We start from the raw sequence: 17,437 nt of genomic DNA, 5'->3' as shown, positions 1-17,437 counted from the left end.
CAAGAATCGTTCCCGATTTTTCAGGTTCACCCATTCGATCAGGCAAGGGAGTCTTCTATGGCGGGTATTCTTGATTCAGTCAATCAGCGCACTCAGTTAGTGGGGCAGAATAGACTGGAGCTTTTACTCTTCCGCCTGCAGGGTCGTCAACGTTTTGGCATCAACGTGTTTAAAGTGCGTGAAGTGCTGCAATGCCCGCCTTTAACTGCGATTCCAAAACGCAACAAGTATGTCAGAGGCATAGCCCATATTCGCGGCCAAACCATTTCAGTGATTGATTTAAGTCTGGCCACAGGCGGTCGTGCAATCGAAAATACCAAAGATTGTTTTATTATCATTGCTGAATACAATCGCTCTGTGCAGGGGTTTTTAGTGCAGTCGGTTGAGCGTATTATCAATATCAATTGGGCCTCTATTATGCCGCCGCCAAAAGGTACGGGTGGTAAACAGAGTTACCTGACGGCTATTACCGAAATAGATAAAGAGCTGGTTGAGATTATTGATGTCGAGAAAATTCTGGAAGAGATTTCTCCATCTCCAACCACCATCAGCAGTGCCGTTTCAACGTCCAGTATCAGTGAAGATTTAGGCGACAGACTGATCCTGATCGCGGACGATTCTGCCGTTGCCCGTAATCAGGTAAAACGCGCACTGGAAGGGTTAGGGGTGCAGATGCATCTGGTCAATAATGGCCGCGAGGCATTAAATTACTTGCAGGAAACTGCCGCCGCTTGCCAAAATTCAGTGACTGATAAAGTAGGCTTGCTGATTTCTGATATCGAAATGCCTGAGATGGATGGTTACACCCTGACCGCTGAAATTCGTCTTGATCCAAAATTGAAACCACTGCATGTCATCCTGCATACCTCCTTAAGTGGTGTGTTTAACCAGCAGATGGTGCAGAAAGTGGGGGCAGATGACTTTATAGCGAAATTTAACCCGGATGAACTAGCCGAATCCGTGCGCAAATGGTTGCATACTGATTAGAGGTTTTATGTTAGTGGCAAACAAAGAGCTGCAGGAAAGTGAGTATCGACTGTTTCGGGATTTTCTCGAACAACAGTGTGGTATTGTGCTGGGTGACAACAAACAATATCTGGTCAAAAGTCGTCTGGCGCCTTTGATGCAGCGGTTTGGCCTGTCTTCACTGTCTGAATTACTCAACAAAACCTTAAGCCCCTTTGAGCGGCAATTGCGTTCCGCTGTAATTGACGCTATGACCACCAACGAAACACTGTGGTTTCGCGACAATTATCCTTACGAGCTGTTAAAGAAACAAATATTGCCTGAGTTTGAAAAAGACCATAAAACCGTCAAGATTTGGTCAGCGGCAAGCTCTTCCGGCCAGGAACCTTATTCAATCGCTATGACCGGACTGGAATACCAGCAAAGCCGGCCTTCTGCTTTTCCTTTGGGATTACAAATTTTGGGTACGGATATATCCAATGCAATGCTAGAACATTGCCAGCGTGCTGAATATGACGGTTTAGCCTTATCACGTGGTTTGTCGCCTGAGCGGCGGAGTAAATTTTTTGACGATTCCGGAAACGGCATGATGCGGCTAAAAGATGCCGTGCGTAAAAATGTTTCTTTCCGTCATTTAAACCTGCTCGATAGTTATACCTTGTTGGGTAAGTTCGATATTATTTTCTGTCGCAATGTACTGATTTACTTTTCTCCTGAAGTGAAAATGAAGATCATTAAACAGTTCGCACAAGCCTTGAACCCGCGTGGTTACTTGTTTCTTGGTGCTTCAGAGTCTCTCTCCAGCCTGAACAACGACTTTGATATGTTGCGTTGTAACCCAGGTATTGTCTACCGCAAAAAAGTCTGACTTAAAATTCTGGCCTGAGTTTTGCTTAGTATTTGTCATCTCTGAACAACAGGATGGCAACAATGGCAATCAGCTTTGAAAAAGCATTTGGGCTGCATCCAGATGCACTACTGATCCGTGATAAACGCTCTCAGGTTCTGGCCGAAAATATCGCAAATGCCGATACTCCAGGCTACAAGGCCAAAGACATGGATTTTCAAACCGCATTAGCGGGTGCTCAGTCGCGTCAGTCCGGCTCGCTTGGCCGGACTGACCCTAAGCATTTTGAAATTTCGACAGCCCGCCATGCTGATTCTCAATATCGTATTCCTAATCAACCTGATACAGGGGATGGCAACACCGTGGATATCCATGAAGAGCGGAATGCTTTTACCCGCAACAGCATGGAGTATCAAACCACGCTGAACTTTCTGAACAGTCGTATAAGCGGCCTGAAAAAAGCCATTGGCGGAGGTACTCAATAATGAGCCAGCCTAGCTTTTTTGATATCGCCAGTAATGGAGCATGTCATTCATGAGTCTTTATAACGTTTTTGATATTGCTGGCAGTGGTATGTCAGCGCAACAAGTGCGGTTGAACACAACAGCAAGCAATATGGCGAATGCCAACAGTGTCAGCAGCAGCATTGATCAAACCTACCGGGCCCGTCACCCAGTGTTTGCCACAGCGCTGGAACAAGCCCAGCAGGGACAGGAAGGCGCCAAGGTTCAGGTGTTAGGTATTGTTGAATCGGATGCTCCGCTGAATGTTGAGTATGCGCCTCACCATCCTTTGTCGGACGAAAAAGGCTACATCTACAAGCCTAATGTCAACATCATGGAAGAGATGGCTAACATGATTTCCGCCTCACGCTCTTACGAGACTAATGTGCAAGTAGCTGATGCGGCGAAGCAAATGGTCAGCCGTACATTGATGTTAGGCCAACGCTAAGGAGTAGGTGATGAGTAAGGTAGATACTACAACCAACCCGCTGGATGGCATGTATTGGGGAGATAAACCCACTACAGCAGAAAACAACAACGGCGCTTTAACTCAATCTGATTTTTTTGCGCTGTTAACTCAGCAGTTGGCATATCAGGACCCGACTAAACCGGTCGAGAATGATCAAATGATTGCTCAGATGACCAATTTTACTATGGCGGACGGTATTTCTTCGCTGAACAACAACTTTAAAGACTTTGCCACCACCATGAATTCCAGTCAGGCACTGCAGGCTTCTTCGCTGGTAGGGCAGTATGTGTTAGTGAAGTCGGATGATATGGTATTTGACGGTGAAAACGCTGTCGTTGCCAGTGCAAATTTCCCTGATGATGCGACCAATGTCAAAGTGCAGATTAAAAACGCGGACGGTGTTGTGGTGCGCTCTGTCACCATAGACAAAGCCGACGCAGGTCGTTTGCAATTGCCTTGGGATGGCACCACGGATACGCAGGCATTGAATGAAGATGGCACTCCAAAAGTAGATAAAGATGGCAAACCAGTGATGGAAATTGCTCCTAAAGGTGTTTACACCATCGCTGTTGAAGGCTCCATCGCAGGCAAAAACGAAGCCATAGTCACGTCTGTCTATGCCCCGGTGACCAGTATTACGTTAGGCAACGGCACTACGCAGGGTCTGTTATTGAATGTGTATGGCCAAGGCCAGAAAAAACTGTCTGATATTGAAGAAATTGCGACCTAATTAACGAATTGAGGTGATCTATGAGTTTTAATATAGCGTTAAGCGGCCTGGCTGCGGCTCAAAAAGATATTGATACTACGGCAAATAACATTGCTAACGTCAATACCACGGGCTTTAAAGAATCCCGTGCTGAATTTGCGGATGTGTATGCAGCTTCGGTGTTCAGTTCAAATAAAACCAAAGTAGGGGATGGTGTCACCACCTCTAAAGTGGCACAGCAGTTTTCTCAGGGCTCGTTAAAATTTACTAATAACTCGCTGGATCTGGCTATTACTGGGGATGGCTTCTTCGCTGTCGCGCCGGAGATCGGTAACCGTGATTATTCCTACACCAGAGCTGGGGCTTTTAAGTTAGATAAAAATAACTTTATCTCCGATAACAACGGCGGTTTTTTACAAGGTTTCCCGGTCAACCCGGCCACAGGTGAAACCACCTCTGTCAGTTTAAGTACAACGTCGCCAATCCAAATTCCTAATACAGCAGGTGCACCAAGAGCCACACAAAACGTGTTTCTGACCATGAACCTGGACTCGCGGCAACAACCTAAGGCAATCCCTTTACCGGCTTTTGATGCAACCAACTCAGCCACTTATAACAACCAGACATCGACCACTATCTATGACAGTCTGGGTGAGCCACATATTTTATCTATCTACTTCCGCCGAACCGACCCTGTCACCGATAACGACTGGGAAGTGTATGCCGTGCTGGATGACAATACCGGCACACCTTTTACGTTGCCTGCCGCTACGCCTGTACTGGATTTCGACTTAAACGGTAATCCTACGACCACTCCTATGCCTTCATTGGTGATGCCAAAGGCTACCCTGGATGGTTTACTGGCCAACGGCGCGCAGTTTACCACGGACGTTTCCATTAACTTTACCGATCCTGCGGGCACAAAAAATCCAACTCAGTACTCCTCTAAGTTCGAGTTAGGTAGTTTAGACGGTGACGGTACTACAGTTGGCCGGTTAACCAGTGTGGATATTGATGCTTCAGGTAAAGTAATGGCGTCCTACTCCAACGGCGACCAAACCTATTTGGCTCAGGTTGCTATGGTGAAATTTGCCAATCCACAAGGTTTAACTCAGTCTGGCAACACCTCATGGCGTCAAAGTTTGATGTCGGGTGAGGCTTTGGCGGGTGAAGCGAACTCCGGTACTTTTGGTGCGATAAACTCATCGGCACTGGAAAGTTCCAACGTCAATCTGACCAACGAGCTGGTGGATTTAATCGCGGCCCAGCGTAACTTCCAGGCCAACTCCAGGGCGCTTGAAGTGAACAGTACCTTACAAAACACTGTACTGCAGATCCGATAATAGCTGCTGGCTAAGGCCCAAAGTAGGTCTGCTTTGGGCTTTTTTATTGGTCAGAATTTATCGCTGCTTTGCAACAACTAAGCGCTGCCAAGCTGCTCTGATGGTGGAATATGCTGCTGTATTCGAAGTTGAAAACAACGACTTTGTTCGCTCTTTTTGCTGCATTTCATAGCTTTGCTGCAGAGCAGGAGCTTTTGATCACAACTGATTTTTTGCTCAAAGCCGGCGCAGCGCAGAGCCGCATTTTTACTATCAATAAACCAGCGCATGTGGACCATTTGGTGATGGTGGGTTTTAATCCGGTGAAAGCCCTGGCGATCGATTGCCAGTTGTCTCTCTACACATCTGCAGGGGCTCGGCTGGGGAGTTACAACTGTGGTGAGCGCCAGAGTTATCAGGTGAAGTTGCCAGCACCTGCTGCGACTCAATTTGAAGCCCGGATCGAGGTATCGAACAATAACTTCACCGCGGCAACCACGTCATTTTCTGTGATCAACAGATTCAAATTTGTTTCAGCCACACGCTGAGCATCGGCGAAGTGGCAATCAGTTTTCTCGTTTAAATACAACCAGATAGCTCCGGTATTATTCCCCTTGTTGATTGCTTAACACTTATTGGCATTAGTCTTGCTTTACTTAACTTATCTGAAGTGGAGGCCGGACTATGGACCATTTACTCTATATCGCCATGAGCGGTGCCAAAGAAAACATGCATGGCATCAGCATCAAAGCGAATAACCTTGCAAATAGCGCTACGACGGGCTTTAAAGCTGATTTAGAGCAGGCGCGTGCTATGCAGGCTTTTGGTGAGGGGCTGCCTACCCGGGTGTTTTCATTGACTGAACGCCCAGGTCAAAATTTTGACGATGGCTCCGTAATTATTACAGAGCGTGAGCTGGACGTTGCAGTACAAGGTAAAGGCTGGTTATCAGTCCAGGATGCCGAAGGCAATGAGGCCTACACCAGAGCGGGTAATTTGCAGCTAAGTCCGACGGGCGTTTTACAAACCGCCTCAGGCTTGAATGTGATAGGGGAAGAGGGACCCATTCAACTGCCTTTGCCTATAGCAAAAATGGAAATTGGTGGTGACGGTACCATTAGTATCCGGCCTCAGGGCGCGCCCGCCAATGTGATGCAGCCAGTTGGCCGGCTGAAGCTGGTCAAACCTGAATTTCAGGATATAGAAAAAGGCACAGACGGTTTATTCCGTCGTAAAGATGGTGAAGTCGCAGAATTAGATGCAACGGTCAGAGTGCTCAGTGGTGCCGTGGAAGGCAGTAATGTCAATGCGGTGGGGGAGATGACCCAGATGATCAGTTTACAGCGTCAGTTTGAAGTTCAGGTCAAAATGATGAAAACCGCCGAAGAGATTGATCGGCAACACAACCAAATTATGAGAGTAGTCTAAGGCTTAAGCCTGGGAGGTTAGCATGCATCCAGCTTTATGGATCAGTAAAACCGGTTTGGACGCGAAACAGCGTGATATTTCGGTGATTTCAAATAACCTGGCCAACGCCAGTACGGTAGGCTTTAAGAAAAGTCGGGCGATATTTGAAGACTTGTTGTATCAAAACATTAATCAGCCCGGTGGTCGTTCTTCACAGAATTCAGAGTTGCCCAACGGTTTGATGTTAGGCGCTGGTACCAAAGTGGTGGCGACTCAGAAAAGCTTTACCCAGGGCAATATGATCACCACAGAAGGCAGTCTGGATGTGATGATCCAGGGCCATGGTTTCTTTGAAGTGCTGATGCCGGACGGTACTATTTCCTACAGTCGTAATGGTCAATTTACCACAGACAGCGAAGGCAACCTGGTGACTTCAGGGGCTGGTTACCAAATTCAGCCCAACATAGTGATCCCCGAGGATGCGCAAAGCATCACTATCTCTCAGGATGGCGAGGTGTCAGTGCGTTTACCTGGCCAGGTAGATCAGGCGGTTCTTGGGCAGTTAACCGTGACTAACTTTGTGAATCCGGCTGGTTTAGAGCCAGTGGGTCAGAACTTATTCACCGCAACCGCGGCCAGTGGTGATCCAGTGCAGGGTATTCCGGGTCTGGAAGGCCGGGGTATTTTGGTTCAAGGCGCATTGGAAACTTCAAACGTCAATGTCACCGAAGAGCTGGTCAGCCTGATTGAAAGTCAGCGCGTGTATGAAATGAACTCTAAAGTCATCTCCACTGTGGATCAGATGCTGGGTACTGCGATTCAGCAGTTGTAGGAGTAAGTGGATGAACAAGTTAATTCTGCTGGTACTGACACTGCAACTTTGCGTCGGCTGCGCTGGCGGCTTCAATGAGCCTATGCCAGATGATCCGAACTTTGCACCTTTACCGCCTGAGCCACAGGCTGTGCCGCTGTCTAACAATGGTTCGTTATTTGCGCAGGGCTTGTCAAACGGTTTGTATTCGGATAACAAAGCCCGTCGTCCGGGTGACATCATTACCGTGGTGTTAAAAGAGAATACTCAGGCATCCAAAACGGCTAAAACTGAGTTCGGCAAAGACAGCTCTGCCAGTTTCGACCCTATGGTGGGTTTAGCTGGCCGTGATGTCAGTGTGCTTGGTAATACGCTGCAATTTGGTGCCAATTCTACGTCGGACTTTAAAGGCGACTCCAAAGCGGATCAGAGCAATAGTTTAGTCGGCGATATATCGGTCAATGTGTTGCGCGTGATGGCGAACGGCAATCTGGTGATCCGGGGCGAAAAATGGTTAACCCTGAATACCGGCAAAGAATTTATCCGTTTAACAGGCGTCATTCGCTCTGAAGACATTGATGCAAGAAATACAGTGGAGTCGACCAAAATTGCCAACGCCCGCATTGAATACAGCGGTACAGGGGCGACTCATGGTGGACAGGGCCCTGGCTGGTTAACCCGATTCTTCAATGGCGTGTTATGGCCATTTTAATACAGGTGACATGATGAAACTTCTCCAAAGCCTTTTTATCCTTCTGCTGTCTGGCGCTTTGTGTTTCCCGGCTTCTGCGGCCCGGATCAAAGATTTAACCAGTGTACAGGGGGTTCGCAGTAACCAATTGGTCGGCTATGGTTTGGTGGTCGGGTTACCTGGCACGGGTGAGCAAAGTCCTTTTACTGAACAAAGCTTCAGAACCATGCTGAACAATTTTGGTATCAATATGCCGGCGGGGATGAAATCGCAGATTAAAAACGTGGCGGCTGTGGCTGTGCATGCGGAGTTACCTGCGTTTAGTAAACCTGGCCAGACTATTGATATTACCGTGTCGTCTGTGGGCAGTGCAAAAGGCTTACGTGGCGGCACCTTGTTACAAACTTTCCTCAAAGGTTTGGACGGCAATGTGTATGCCGTTGCGCAAGGCTCGTTGATTGTCAGTGGCTTAGGTGCTGAAGGTGCGGATGGTTCGCGAATTCTGGTGAACACCCCTACTGTGGGTCGTATTCCCAATGGTGCGACAGTCGAGCGGGAAGTGCCTTCTCCTTTTGCTGATGGTGACTTTATCATTTTCAATTTAAACAGCGCAGATTTTACTACCGCCAAAACTTTGGCTGAAACCATCAACAATTTTATTGGTCCCGGCACTGCACAGTCGTTGGACGCTTCGTCGGTTCAGGTACGGGCCCCCCGGGATATTGACCAGCGCGTGTCGTATTTATCGACGCTGGAAAATTTAACTCTGGAGCCGGCCAGTCAGTCCGCTAAAATTATTATCAACTCCAGAACAGGCACTATAGTGATAGGAAAAGATGTGCGACTGTTTCCTGCGGCTGTGACTCATGGTGGGTTGACTGTGACTATTGCAGAGAATCCAACGGTAGTGCAGCCTAACGTTTTGGCGGGTGGTGAGACTGCAGTGGAGCAAAACAGTATTATCGATGTGCGGCCTGATCAATCCCGCATGTTTAAGTTTGATCCCGGCACCACATTGGATGATTTAGTCAGTACTATCAATGCCGTTGGCGCAGCGCCCGGAGATTTGATGGCCATTTTAGAAGCCTTAAAAGAAGCGGGTGCTATTCATGGCGAGCTTGTGGTGATCTAAATGAGCAAAGTTGAGAACAAGGTCAATTATCATGACTTAACAAGCCTGGCCCAGCTCAAACACAGCTCAGGCGGTGATGATGATGCGGCGCTGAAACAAGCGGCTAAGCAATTCGAATCTATTTTTATGGGGATGTTGCTCAGCAGCATGCGCAAAGCCAATGAGGTATTCGAAGATGACGGCGTTCTCAATAGCAATGCAACAAAGTTTTATAAGGATATGTACGACAAGCAGCTGTCCACTGAACTGTCAGAAAAAGGTAGTTTAGGGCTGGCTGATTTGTTGGTACAACAACTCAAACCGACAAAAGGCAAAACCACGGCTGCATCTCTGCTCAAAGTGCCTACTGAAGCGGCACCTGCACCGGATAAAAAAGCGGGTCTGGGCATAGAGACTCAGCCAGTTGCGCCAGCTAAAAAATCGGATGACGTTACAGCACCTGTTGTGACGGATGTGCCAGAGGTGGTGACTGAAACTTTGGCTTCTGAGTCCGAGCCGAAAAATGAAGACTGGACTTTTGAAAGTCCGGGCGAATTTATCCACAAACTGCTGCCAGCAGCCAAACAAGCTGCGCAGAAATTGGGGTTAGAACCCTTAGCCTTATTAGCTCAGGCTGCGCTTGAGACGGGCTGGGGGCAGCGTACCTTCAAAACGGCGGAAGGCAATAACAGCTTTAATTTTTTTGGCATTAAGGCACACAATAGCTGGCAGGGCGATGTGGCTGTGGTGGATACGCTGGAGTATCGTCAGGGCGTGGCACAAAAAGAAAAAGCCAAGTTCCGAGCCTACGAGTCGCCCGAGCATAGTTTGGGCGATTATGTCGATTTTATTAAATCGAACCCTCGTTATCAGCAGGCCGTGGCGATGGCAGACAACCCCAAAGCCTATTTTCAGCAACTACAGGCCGCAGGCTATGCCACAGATCCAAACTACGCTCAGAAAATTTTGGCTGTATTTAACAGTGAAACGTTCAAACAGGCACGAAACCTGCTTAGCAATACAGAGTAGAGACGAAAAGTTGAAGGTGGAGCCGGCTTTGCCGATCCACGAAGCGAAGATGCATGACGCATCACTGGAGATGTAGATGTCGGATAATTTACTTCGGATTGGAACCTCGGCCATACTGGCAAGTACAGCCTTGCTTTCAACCACAAGTAATAACATCGCTAACCTCAATACACCAGGTTACACCAGGCAGCGGACTGAGTTTGAATCGAATATACTTGGCCTGGGGGTTGGACGCGGCACGACAGAACGTCTGGTGAACGATTTTGCGCTGAAACAAATGTGGCGCGACACCTCCTCCGTCAGTTATGCCAATCAATATTTATCTGAAGCGAGCCGGGTGGATACTCTGATGTCAGATCAATCCAACAGCATCTCTACTGGCATGTCGTCTTTTTTCAGTCAGTTACAAACCGCTATTAATGACCCGACAAACGCCGCTTCCCGTCAGTTGGTGATGGGAGGCGCTCAGACGCTATTAAATAAATTCAATACGTTATCTACTCAGATGACAGCGCAGAATAAGTATTTGAGCCAGCAACTGGAAACCGATGCGGCAGATGCTAATGAGCAAATTGGCGTGATAGCACGCCTGAATCAGGAAATTCTGGCCTACGGCAATAATCCGGCTAAACCACCTCCGCTGGATTTGCTCGATAAAAGGGATCAGGCCATTAAAGAATTGTCCGCTTTGGTGGATATCAATGTGCTTGATGCCGAGAATGGGGATAAACAAGTTTTTCTTGGCAGCGGTCAGTCTTTGGTGCTGGAGAACGGCAAGTTTAATTTGTTTACTGTAGCAGGGGAGCCGGACCCCAATCGCAAAACCCTGCAACTGAAAGCTGGCACCAATCAGAATGTAGTGATTAATGTCGCTGAAACTGATTTAGGCGGGAAAATAGGCGCATCGCTCGAGTTTCGTACTAAAGTGCTGGACCCGGCTCAAAGAGAGTTGGGACAACTGGCGCTGGCTTTTACCGATGCGATGAACAGCCAAAATCGGTTAGGCATGGATGCAGACGGTAACTTAGGCGGGGATCTGTTCAGATTACCCAGCTTTAACGCCTTACCTTTTAGCGGCAATACTGGCTCAGGTGCTATTACTGCCTCTGTGGCGGCAGGGCAAGGCAAAAATATTCCGGCCAATGATCTGCGTATCACTTTTACAGCCGCTGATGCCTTTACGGTCGAAGCCCTGGATGCGTCCGGTAACGTGATCCCCGGTACCGCAATCAGCCGCACTGGTGTGACTTTTCCTGTAACTGTAACCTCTGATGATAGCAACGACTTCTTTGGCTTAAGCATTACCTTAACCAACGGTGCTCCGGCTTTTGCCGCCGGTGATAAGTTTGACTTAAAGCCTTTGAGTATTGCAGCGCAAAATATCAGTCTGGCGACCAGTCGCCCCGAAGCTATCGCTCTGGCCTCTCCACTGAAAGGCGAAAAAACGCTGACGAATCTGGGCAATGCAGAAATTGATAAACTGACCATCAGCAGCGTAGGTCAGACCGGCAACAGATTATCTCAGCCTGCCAACTTCACCGATGGGCCTATTTCCATCACTTATCTGGGCAATAACGAGTTTCGGATCGAAGACTCGGGGGCTCCGCCCGTCAGTGAAACTGTGACCTTTGCCGGTGCTGATTACCAGAACCTGTTGGGGGCATCCGTCAATTTTACCAACGCCGGATTCGATTTTTCTGTTAAAGGTGTGCCACAAGTGGGCGATACATTCAGTATCAGCTATAACACTGGTGGTTTTGAAGACAACAGAAATGGTCTGTTACTGGGCAATTTGCAGAATGCAGATATGGTGCGTATTAATGCGGCAACTACAGTGAATGCCGATAAATACCAAACCTTTACTCAGGCCTATTCAGAACTGGTAGGCACTGTGGGTACACAAACCAGTCAGGCCCGTGTTGCGGCTGCATCTTCTAAATCACTGTTAGAGCAAACAACGGCATGGCATGAATCTTTATCTGGCGTCAGTCTGGATGAGGAAGCGGCTGATCTGGTCAGGTTTCAGCAAACCTATGCAGCAGCGGCCAAAATATTGTCAACGTCACAAACCATTTTTGACACGCTGTTGCAAGCGGCGAGGTAATAATGCGTACCACTTTTAATATGAAGTATGCCCAGAGTCTGGATTCGATCTTAGGGACTCAGGATAAGTTACAAAAAGCCAGTCTGATGCTGAATAACCAGACCAAGATTTTGACGGCTGCCGACGACCCATCCGGCGCTTCCCGTGCTATTGGTCTGGAAGCCAATATTCAGCAAACCAATCAGTATCAAACTAACAATACAGCGGCGCGGAACAGCCTGGAGTTGCAGGAGACAGTGCATGACAGTATCCGTAATGCGATGGACAGAGCCCGGGTTCTGACCTTGTCTTTGGGTAACGGCACTTATGATGAAAATGATCGTAAAGCGATTGGCGAGCAATTAGGCAATATCCGTGATGAGCTGTTTGATTTAATGAATCGCCGCGACGAGTTGGGGGGATATTTGTTTTCTGGTTTTCAGGATCAGACCCAGCCCTACAGCTTCAATACTGCAACAGGCAAATATGAATTTAACGGTGACGAAGGGCAAAAAACTATTCAGCTTTCGTTATCTATCTCCATCGCGGCCAATGACAGTGGCCGTAACATTTTTGACAGCGTCGACAAGAGATTTCAGACCACAGCACCGACAGTAGGTGCACCAGTGACCGCAGCCAAAGTCACAGTGGCGAATCAAAGCGTATTTGATAACTTTTATAAGCAAAACTACGACGGCTTAACGGCTGGCAATAACGATTACACTGTGGTCTTTTCGGCACCGTCTAACTATGAGATTCAGCGCAACGGCGCATCTCAGGTTCCTGCTGTCACCGGCACTTATACCGCGGGACAGCCGATTAATTACAATGGATTGAGTATTGATGTGACAGGCGCAGCGCCTGGCGGTACCGTGGATTTTAGCCTGCAGCCGCCGGAAAAAACCAACATTCTTAATTCTTTAACGGACTTAATTAATGGTATTAACGCCGGGGACAGTGGCGATGCGTTAAACGAACGTATTTTGGATGCGACAGTAGAAATTGATAACGCCTCGGCAAAAGTAGATTCAGCCATGTCCTCAATAGGCGGACGCTTGAATGTGATAGAGAGTATTTTTGGCAGCAACGAAGATGTTTTAATTGCCACTAAATCTCACAAAGCTGATGTAGTTGAACTGGATTACAGCACAGGCATTACTGAACTGGTGAAGCAGGAAACTGCATTACAGGCCGTGCAGGCGACCTTTGGCAGAGTCACTGGTTTGAGCTTGTTTGACTATATTAACTAATGTTTTCTGGCAGGAAGCCTTCTATGTCTGTACAAGAACTTGTCCGTTTTGATCTGCTGTATTTGCAAGCGAATGACTGGCCGGTGAATGAATTTCACCATTGGGACACCAGCAATTTTTTACCTCTGGATACTACAACCAAACTTAGTCTTTTACAGCGGTTCAAGCCGGACTCTGTGCCGTTACTATTGTGGCGTACAATGCAGTTATTGTTGCTTGGCGAGCGAGATGTCGATACCCAGCAGTTAATCCGTCATTTCAACACTTTGTCTTTTTTGCAGCAAAATCTGCTGTATAGCCAACTGATGCGGGCTAATTTTGTGGGTCAGTCTTTGGCTTTTGATCATGCCATTTTGTACCAGATCATGATTAAAAATTTTTGCCGGCAAAGTGCTGAGTTTTGCCATGTTAGCCCGTTAATAGGCCAGGGTAATGAAGAGATTGTGATACTGCTGACCAATCAGTTTGTTACATCCCAGCATGGGCCCACTCTGACTGTTCTCAATTATGCCAGTGCGCTCAAAGCTATGGGAAAACATCCTGTCGTCATTTGTTGTACCAGCGTGGCGAAGTCAGCACATTATCTTTATCCACTACCGGCGCCCCTGTTTTTTGGCACGGTTCGTAATGAGTATTTTCAGGACAATATGTTGTTTGATCTGGATACGGGTAAACATCAGCCTGGTCATGGTGGCTCCGCGGTGAAATGCTGGGATCAACATTTTGATTTTATGCAACTGACGCCTATGGATGATGCTGAGCATCTGGTGGATTTAGTCAATGTGATTAACCAGATCAACCCACGTTTTATTATCGGTGTCGGCGGACTAAATCCGGTGCTGGAGTTTATCGCTCAAAACCGCCCCGTGCTGAATGTGCCCTGCGTGACTTCGCTGGTGACCCCTTTGTATGCAGTCCCGGTATTACATCGTGATTTGACAGAAAAAGATCAAAAACGAATCGAGTCGCTTGCGATCAGTCATCCGGTGCTGACCAGTCGTTTGCCTTTCAGGCTACGTAAGTTTGATTGTGTCAAAAGCTCCAAAGTGACAGACAAAGTTATTCAATTCGCTATTGTCGGTTACCGGCTTGAACAGGAAATACGGCCAGACTTTATCGACACTCTGCTTGCTATCAAAAACCGTTTTCCACAGTCTGGCTTTGTAATTATTGGGCCTGATGCCATCGAAAGTTTTCCTGAATTGCTGCAGTCCTGCAGCTACTTCAGCGGCAGAGTCAGCAATGCAATAGATTTGATCGCTCATTGCCACTTTATGCTAAATCCAAAACGTCAGGGCGGCGGCACATCTGCGATTGAAGCTTTAAGCCTGGGCATTCCGGTACTGACTGAAGCCTATGGCGATGTCTACCAGTATATAGGGGATGATTTTGTGTTTTCATCCGATCAGGAGCGACTGGAGTTTATTCAGCGTTATCTGACGGACTCTGAATTTGAAACTGCTTATATCTGGACCTGCCTGGAAACTGCAGCAAAAGCCACAGACTCATCGGCCATAGTTCAGCAACTCCTGCTCGATTACGACAGTTATATCTACCAACTCCAGCACTAACAGAGAAACCGGGGCAGAGTAACATGCACGCCATTTTTACTCCGCTCCGAACTTTTTTGCCTAAAAATCCATAAAATTACCAGATTGACTAAAGTTTTGAAGTTGAATGCCGATACTATAGTTAGCTACAAAAATACCCGCCGCCTAACAATCTTAGTTGTTGAATTTATTCAATAAAATTAAAGAAAATCCTAAAGAAAAACCTCCTGACGCCGATACAGTAATTAAGCAGGGAACAATAAAATAATTACTCTGCATACATAAAAACTCAGGAGATATATCATGGCTTTATTTGTTAATACTAACGTTTCGGCGTTAAATGCCCAAAGGCAACTTATTAATTCAGGCAAAGGCTTAGATACAGCGTTTCAACGTTTATCATCAGGCTTTCGTATCAATAGTGCTGCAGATGATGCTGCAGGCTTACAAATCAGTAACCGCTTAACCAGTCAGATTAATGGTCTGGATCAAGCAATAAGAAATGCAAATGATGGTATTTCATTAGCTCAGGTTGCCGAAGGTGCCATGGATGAAATCACCAACGCCTTACAACGTATTCGTGTACTGGCGGTACAGTCTCAAAACGGTATTAACAGTTCTGCTGACCGTATTGCTCTACAAAAAGAAGTATCAGCATTAAAAGCTGAAATCAGCCGTATCGCAGTAACAACCCAATTTGGTGGCGTGAAATTACTGGATGGCAAATATTCATCAACTTTCCTGGTAGGTGCTAACGCCGGTCAGACCATCAGTGTCAATATATCCAGAACCGGCGGTGGTTTCGGCTCTTCAGGTTTAGGTATTGCAGGCTTAAGTATCAGTAGCTTAGCTGGTGCATCCAGAGCATTAGCCAGTATCGATAGTGCGATTAACGTGATTGACTCGAAAAGAGCAGACTTGGGTGCGATTCAAAACCGTTTCCAGTCAACAATCCGTAACTTAAGCAACATCGTTGAAAACATTTCAGCAGCACGTAGTCGGATCAAAGATACCGACTTTGCAAAAGAGACGGCTGATTTAACGCGCGCTCAGATTTTGCAGCAGGCCAGTACCACTATTCTGTCCCAGGCGAATCAGAGACCTCAGGCAGCATTGTCTTTATTACAAGGTTAATTATTTAGCAACAACTACTACATATTGAATCGATCTTTTGTACGACTCCTGAGCTTTATGCTCTTTGGCCATACGGCGTTGCTGTATGGCCTTTTTTATTTGTTCCCTATAGTGGAATGTTTTAATTTTATTTGGAATAAATTTCTAAAGAAATAATATTGTTAGCCGATACAGTATTTGAGTGGATTAGATTAAATATAAAATGACGTATCCGCTTTTAATTCAATAAACGCTCAGGAGAAAAGATATGGCGTTATTTGTAAATACTAACGTTTCGGCGCTGAATGCGCAGAGACAACTTATCAACTCAGGTAAAACCCTGGATACATCATTTCAGCGTCTTTCATCTGGTTTTCGCATCAATAGTGCAGCAGATGACGCGGCTGGTTTGCAGATCAGCAACCGCCTGACCGCCCAGATACAGGGTCTGGATCAGGCCATCAGAAACGCCAATGACGGCATTTCGTTATCCCAGGTGGCAGAAGGGGCCATGGATGAGATTACCAATGCGTTACAGCGCATCCGGGTTTTAGCGGTGCAATCGCAGAACGGTATTAACAGTTCGGCCGATCGTGTGGCACTGCAAAAAGAAGTGTCGGCGTTAAAGACTGAAATCAGTCGTATCGCGACAACCACCCAGTTCGGTGGTGTGAAATTACTTGATGGGAAATATTCATCGACTTTCCTGGTGGGGGCCAATGCGGGTCAGACCATCAGTGTGAATATCTCCCGGACCGGTGGTGGATTTGGTTCATCAGGATTGGGGATTGCTGGCTTAAGCATCAGTAGCCTGGCTGGCGCATCCAGAGCTCTTGCTCAAATCGACAGTGCAATCAACGTCATCGACTCCAAGCGAGCCGACCTGGGTGCGATTCAAAACCGCTTCCAGTCCACGATACGCAACTTGTCGAACATAGTGGAAAACATCTCGGCAGCACGTAGCCGGATTAAAGATACAGATTTCGCGAAAGAGACAGCGGAACTGACCAGATCGCAGATTTTGCAACAGGCCAGTACCACCATCTTATCGCAGGCCAATCAGAGACCACAGTCAGCGTTGTCACTGTTACAGGGTTAACAGCCTAAACAGCAGCTTTAAGTTCAGCGACTGAGTCTTCCCAAGCCCGTTGATGCGACAGAGGCAGCAAGGGCGGTGGGGATAAAACGAATAGCACTGGTTCAGGAAGGCATTGGGCGCCTGAACCGTACGACCAACTTTATGGCACTGCTCTGACGCACCTATAGCGAGGAGCTCCTGCCAAAGGAAAAAAGGAAAGGCTTTATGGCTACTTATTTACTAACCGGAGGATGACACCATGTCATTATATGTCAATACCAACGTATCAGCGATCAATGCACAACGTCAGTTAATTACTTCTGGCACTTCATTGGATACGGCGTTTAAACGTTTATCGTCAGGTTTCCGTATCAACAGCGCTGCTGACGATGCGGCAGGCTACAACTTCAATAACTTATATGGTTTTGGTCGGGTAGACGCTGGTGCAGCTGTTGCTATGGCTAAAAACTACACTGTGAACTTAGGTGAAGAAGTTAG

Annotated in this window: 18 protein-coding genes; all 18 read left to right on the top strand. The window is 47.2% G+C overall.

Features of this window, described 5'->3' with window-relative positions; translation table 11 throughout:
• Nucleotides 1–57: 57 nt before the first annotated feature.
• Nucleotides 58–987: a chemotaxis protein CheV gene (locus SD53_RS04970; RefSeq protein ID WP_046519129.1), complete on the top strand. Its 930-nt coding sequence runs from the start codon at nucleotides 58–60 to the stop codon at nucleotides 985–987.
• 7 nt (nucleotides 988–994) lie between these two features.
• Nucleotides 995–1,834, top strand: a complete 840-nt coding sequence (locus tag SD53_RS04965; RefSeq protein WP_206539897.1) for a CheR family methyltransferase — start codon at nucleotides 995–997, stop codon at nucleotides 1,832–1,834.
• Nucleotides 1,835–1,896: 62 nt separating this feature from the next.
• The gene (flgB, locus tag SD53_RS04960) at nucleotides 1,897–2,298 is read left to right on the top strand and encodes a flagellar basal body rod protein FlgB (RefSeq protein WP_046519128.1); all 402 of its coding nucleotides are present in this window, start codon (nucleotides 1,897–1,899) and stop codon (nucleotides 2,296–2,298) included.
• Nucleotides 2,299–2,347: 49 nt separating this feature from the next.
• Nucleotides 2,348–2,764 carry a flagellar basal body rod protein FlgC gene (flgC, locus tag SD53_RS04955; protein ID WP_046519127.1) on the top strand — a complete coding sequence of 139 codons (417 nt, stop codon included), beginning with the start codon at nucleotides 2,348–2,350 and terminating at the stop codon, nucleotides 2,762–2,764.
• A gap of 10 nt (nucleotides 2,765–2,774) precedes the next feature.
• Nucleotides 2,775–3,515, top strand: coding sequence for a flagellar hook assembly protein FlgD (locus SD53_RS04950; RefSeq protein WP_046519126.1), 741 nt, complete (start codon nucleotides 2,775–2,777; stop codon nucleotides 3,513–3,515).
• Nucleotides 3,516–3,535: 20 nt separating this feature from the next.
• A complete protein-coding gene (flgE, locus tag SD53_RS04945) occupies nucleotides 3,536–4,837 on the top strand; it encodes a flagellar hook protein FlgE (RefSeq protein WP_046519125.1) in 1,302 nt (433 codons plus the stop codon).
• Nucleotides 4,838–5,031: 194 nt separating this feature from the next.
• Nucleotides 5,032–5,364, top strand: coding sequence for a hypothetical protein (locus tag SD53_RS04940; RefSeq protein ID WP_125060825.1), 333 nt, complete (start codon nucleotides 5,032–5,034; stop codon nucleotides 5,362–5,364).
• A gap of 136 nt (nucleotides 5,365–5,500) precedes the next feature.
• On the top strand, nucleotides 5,501–6,244 hold the full coding sequence (locus SD53_RS04935; protein ID WP_046519123.1) for a flagellar basal body rod protein FlgF: 744 nt from the start codon (nucleotides 5,501–5,503) through the stop codon (nucleotides 6,242–6,244).
• A 22-nt stretch (nucleotides 6,245–6,266) separates the two neighbouring features.
• Complete coding sequence (gene flgG / locus SD53_RS04930; protein WP_046519122.1) at nucleotides 6,267–7,055, top strand: flagellar basal-body rod protein FlgG; 789 nt, start codon at nucleotides 6,267–6,269, stop codon at nucleotides 7,053–7,055.
• Nucleotides 7,056–7,065: 10 nt separating this feature from the next.
• On the top strand, nucleotides 7,066–7,746 hold the full coding sequence (gene flgH, locus SD53_RS04925; RefSeq protein WP_046519121.1) for a flagellar basal body L-ring protein FlgH: 681 nt from the start codon (nucleotides 7,066–7,068) through the stop codon (nucleotides 7,744–7,746).
• A 13-nt stretch (nucleotides 7,747–7,759) separates the two neighbouring features.
• Nucleotides 7,760–8,857: a flagellar basal body P-ring protein FlgI gene (locus SD53_RS04920; RefSeq protein ID WP_046519120.1), complete on the top strand. Its 1,098-nt coding sequence runs from the start codon at nucleotides 7,760–7,762 to the stop codon at nucleotides 8,855–8,857.
• On the top strand, nucleotides 8,858–9,865 hold the full coding sequence (gene flgJ, locus SD53_RS04915) for a flagellar assembly peptidoglycan hydrolase FlgJ (RefSeq protein WP_046519119.1): 1,008 nt from the start codon (nucleotides 8,858–8,860) through the stop codon (nucleotides 9,863–9,865).
• 76 nt (nucleotides 9,866–9,941) lie between these two features.
• Nucleotides 9,942–11,969: a flagellar hook-associated protein FlgK gene (flgK, locus tag SD53_RS04910; RefSeq protein WP_046519118.1), complete on the top strand. Its 2,028-nt coding sequence runs from the start codon at nucleotides 9,942–9,944 to the stop codon at nucleotides 11,967–11,969.
• Nucleotides 11,970–11,971: 2 nt separating this feature from the next.
• Nucleotides 11,972–13,198: a flagellar hook-associated protein FlgL gene (flgL, locus tag SD53_RS04905; protein ID WP_046519117.1), complete on the top strand. Its 1,227-nt coding sequence runs from the start codon at nucleotides 11,972–11,974 to the stop codon at nucleotides 13,196–13,198.
• A 23-nt stretch (nucleotides 13,199–13,221) separates the two neighbouring features.
• Nucleotides 13,222–14,769 carry a glycosyltransferase family protein gene (locus tag SD53_RS04900; protein ID WP_046519116.1) on the top strand — a complete coding sequence of 516 codons (1,548 nt, stop codon included), beginning with the start codon at nucleotides 13,222–13,224 and terminating at the stop codon, nucleotides 14,767–14,769.
• A 282-nt stretch (nucleotides 14,770–15,051) separates the two neighbouring features.
• Nucleotides 15,052–15,882 (top strand): flagellin N-terminal helical domain-containing protein, encoded by an 831-nt coding sequence (locus SD53_RS04895; protein WP_046519115.1) that lies wholly within the window; start codon nucleotides 15,052–15,054, stop codon nucleotides 15,880–15,882.
• A 247-nt stretch (nucleotides 15,883–16,129) separates the two neighbouring features.
• Nucleotides 16,130–16,960 carry a flagellin N-terminal helical domain-containing protein gene (locus SD53_RS04890; RefSeq protein WP_046519114.1) on the top strand — a complete coding sequence of 277 codons (831 nt, stop codon included), beginning with the start codon at nucleotides 16,130–16,132 and terminating at the stop codon, nucleotides 16,958–16,960.
• Between the two features lie 238 nt (nucleotides 16,961–17,198).
• Nucleotides 17,199–17,437 (top strand): flagellin N-terminal helical domain-containing protein (locus SD53_RS18855; RefSeq protein WP_046519113.1); only part of this gene is annotated, 239 nt, incomplete at its 3' end.

The sequence above is a fragment of the Rheinheimera mesophila genome (assembly GCF_000986865.1).
Lineage (GTDB): Bacteria > Pseudomonadota > Gammaproteobacteria > Enterobacterales > Alteromonadaceae > Pararheinheimera > Pararheinheimera mesophila.
Note: the sequence above shows the minus strand (reverse complement) of the source record. Positions and strands in the feature narration are given on the sequence as shown.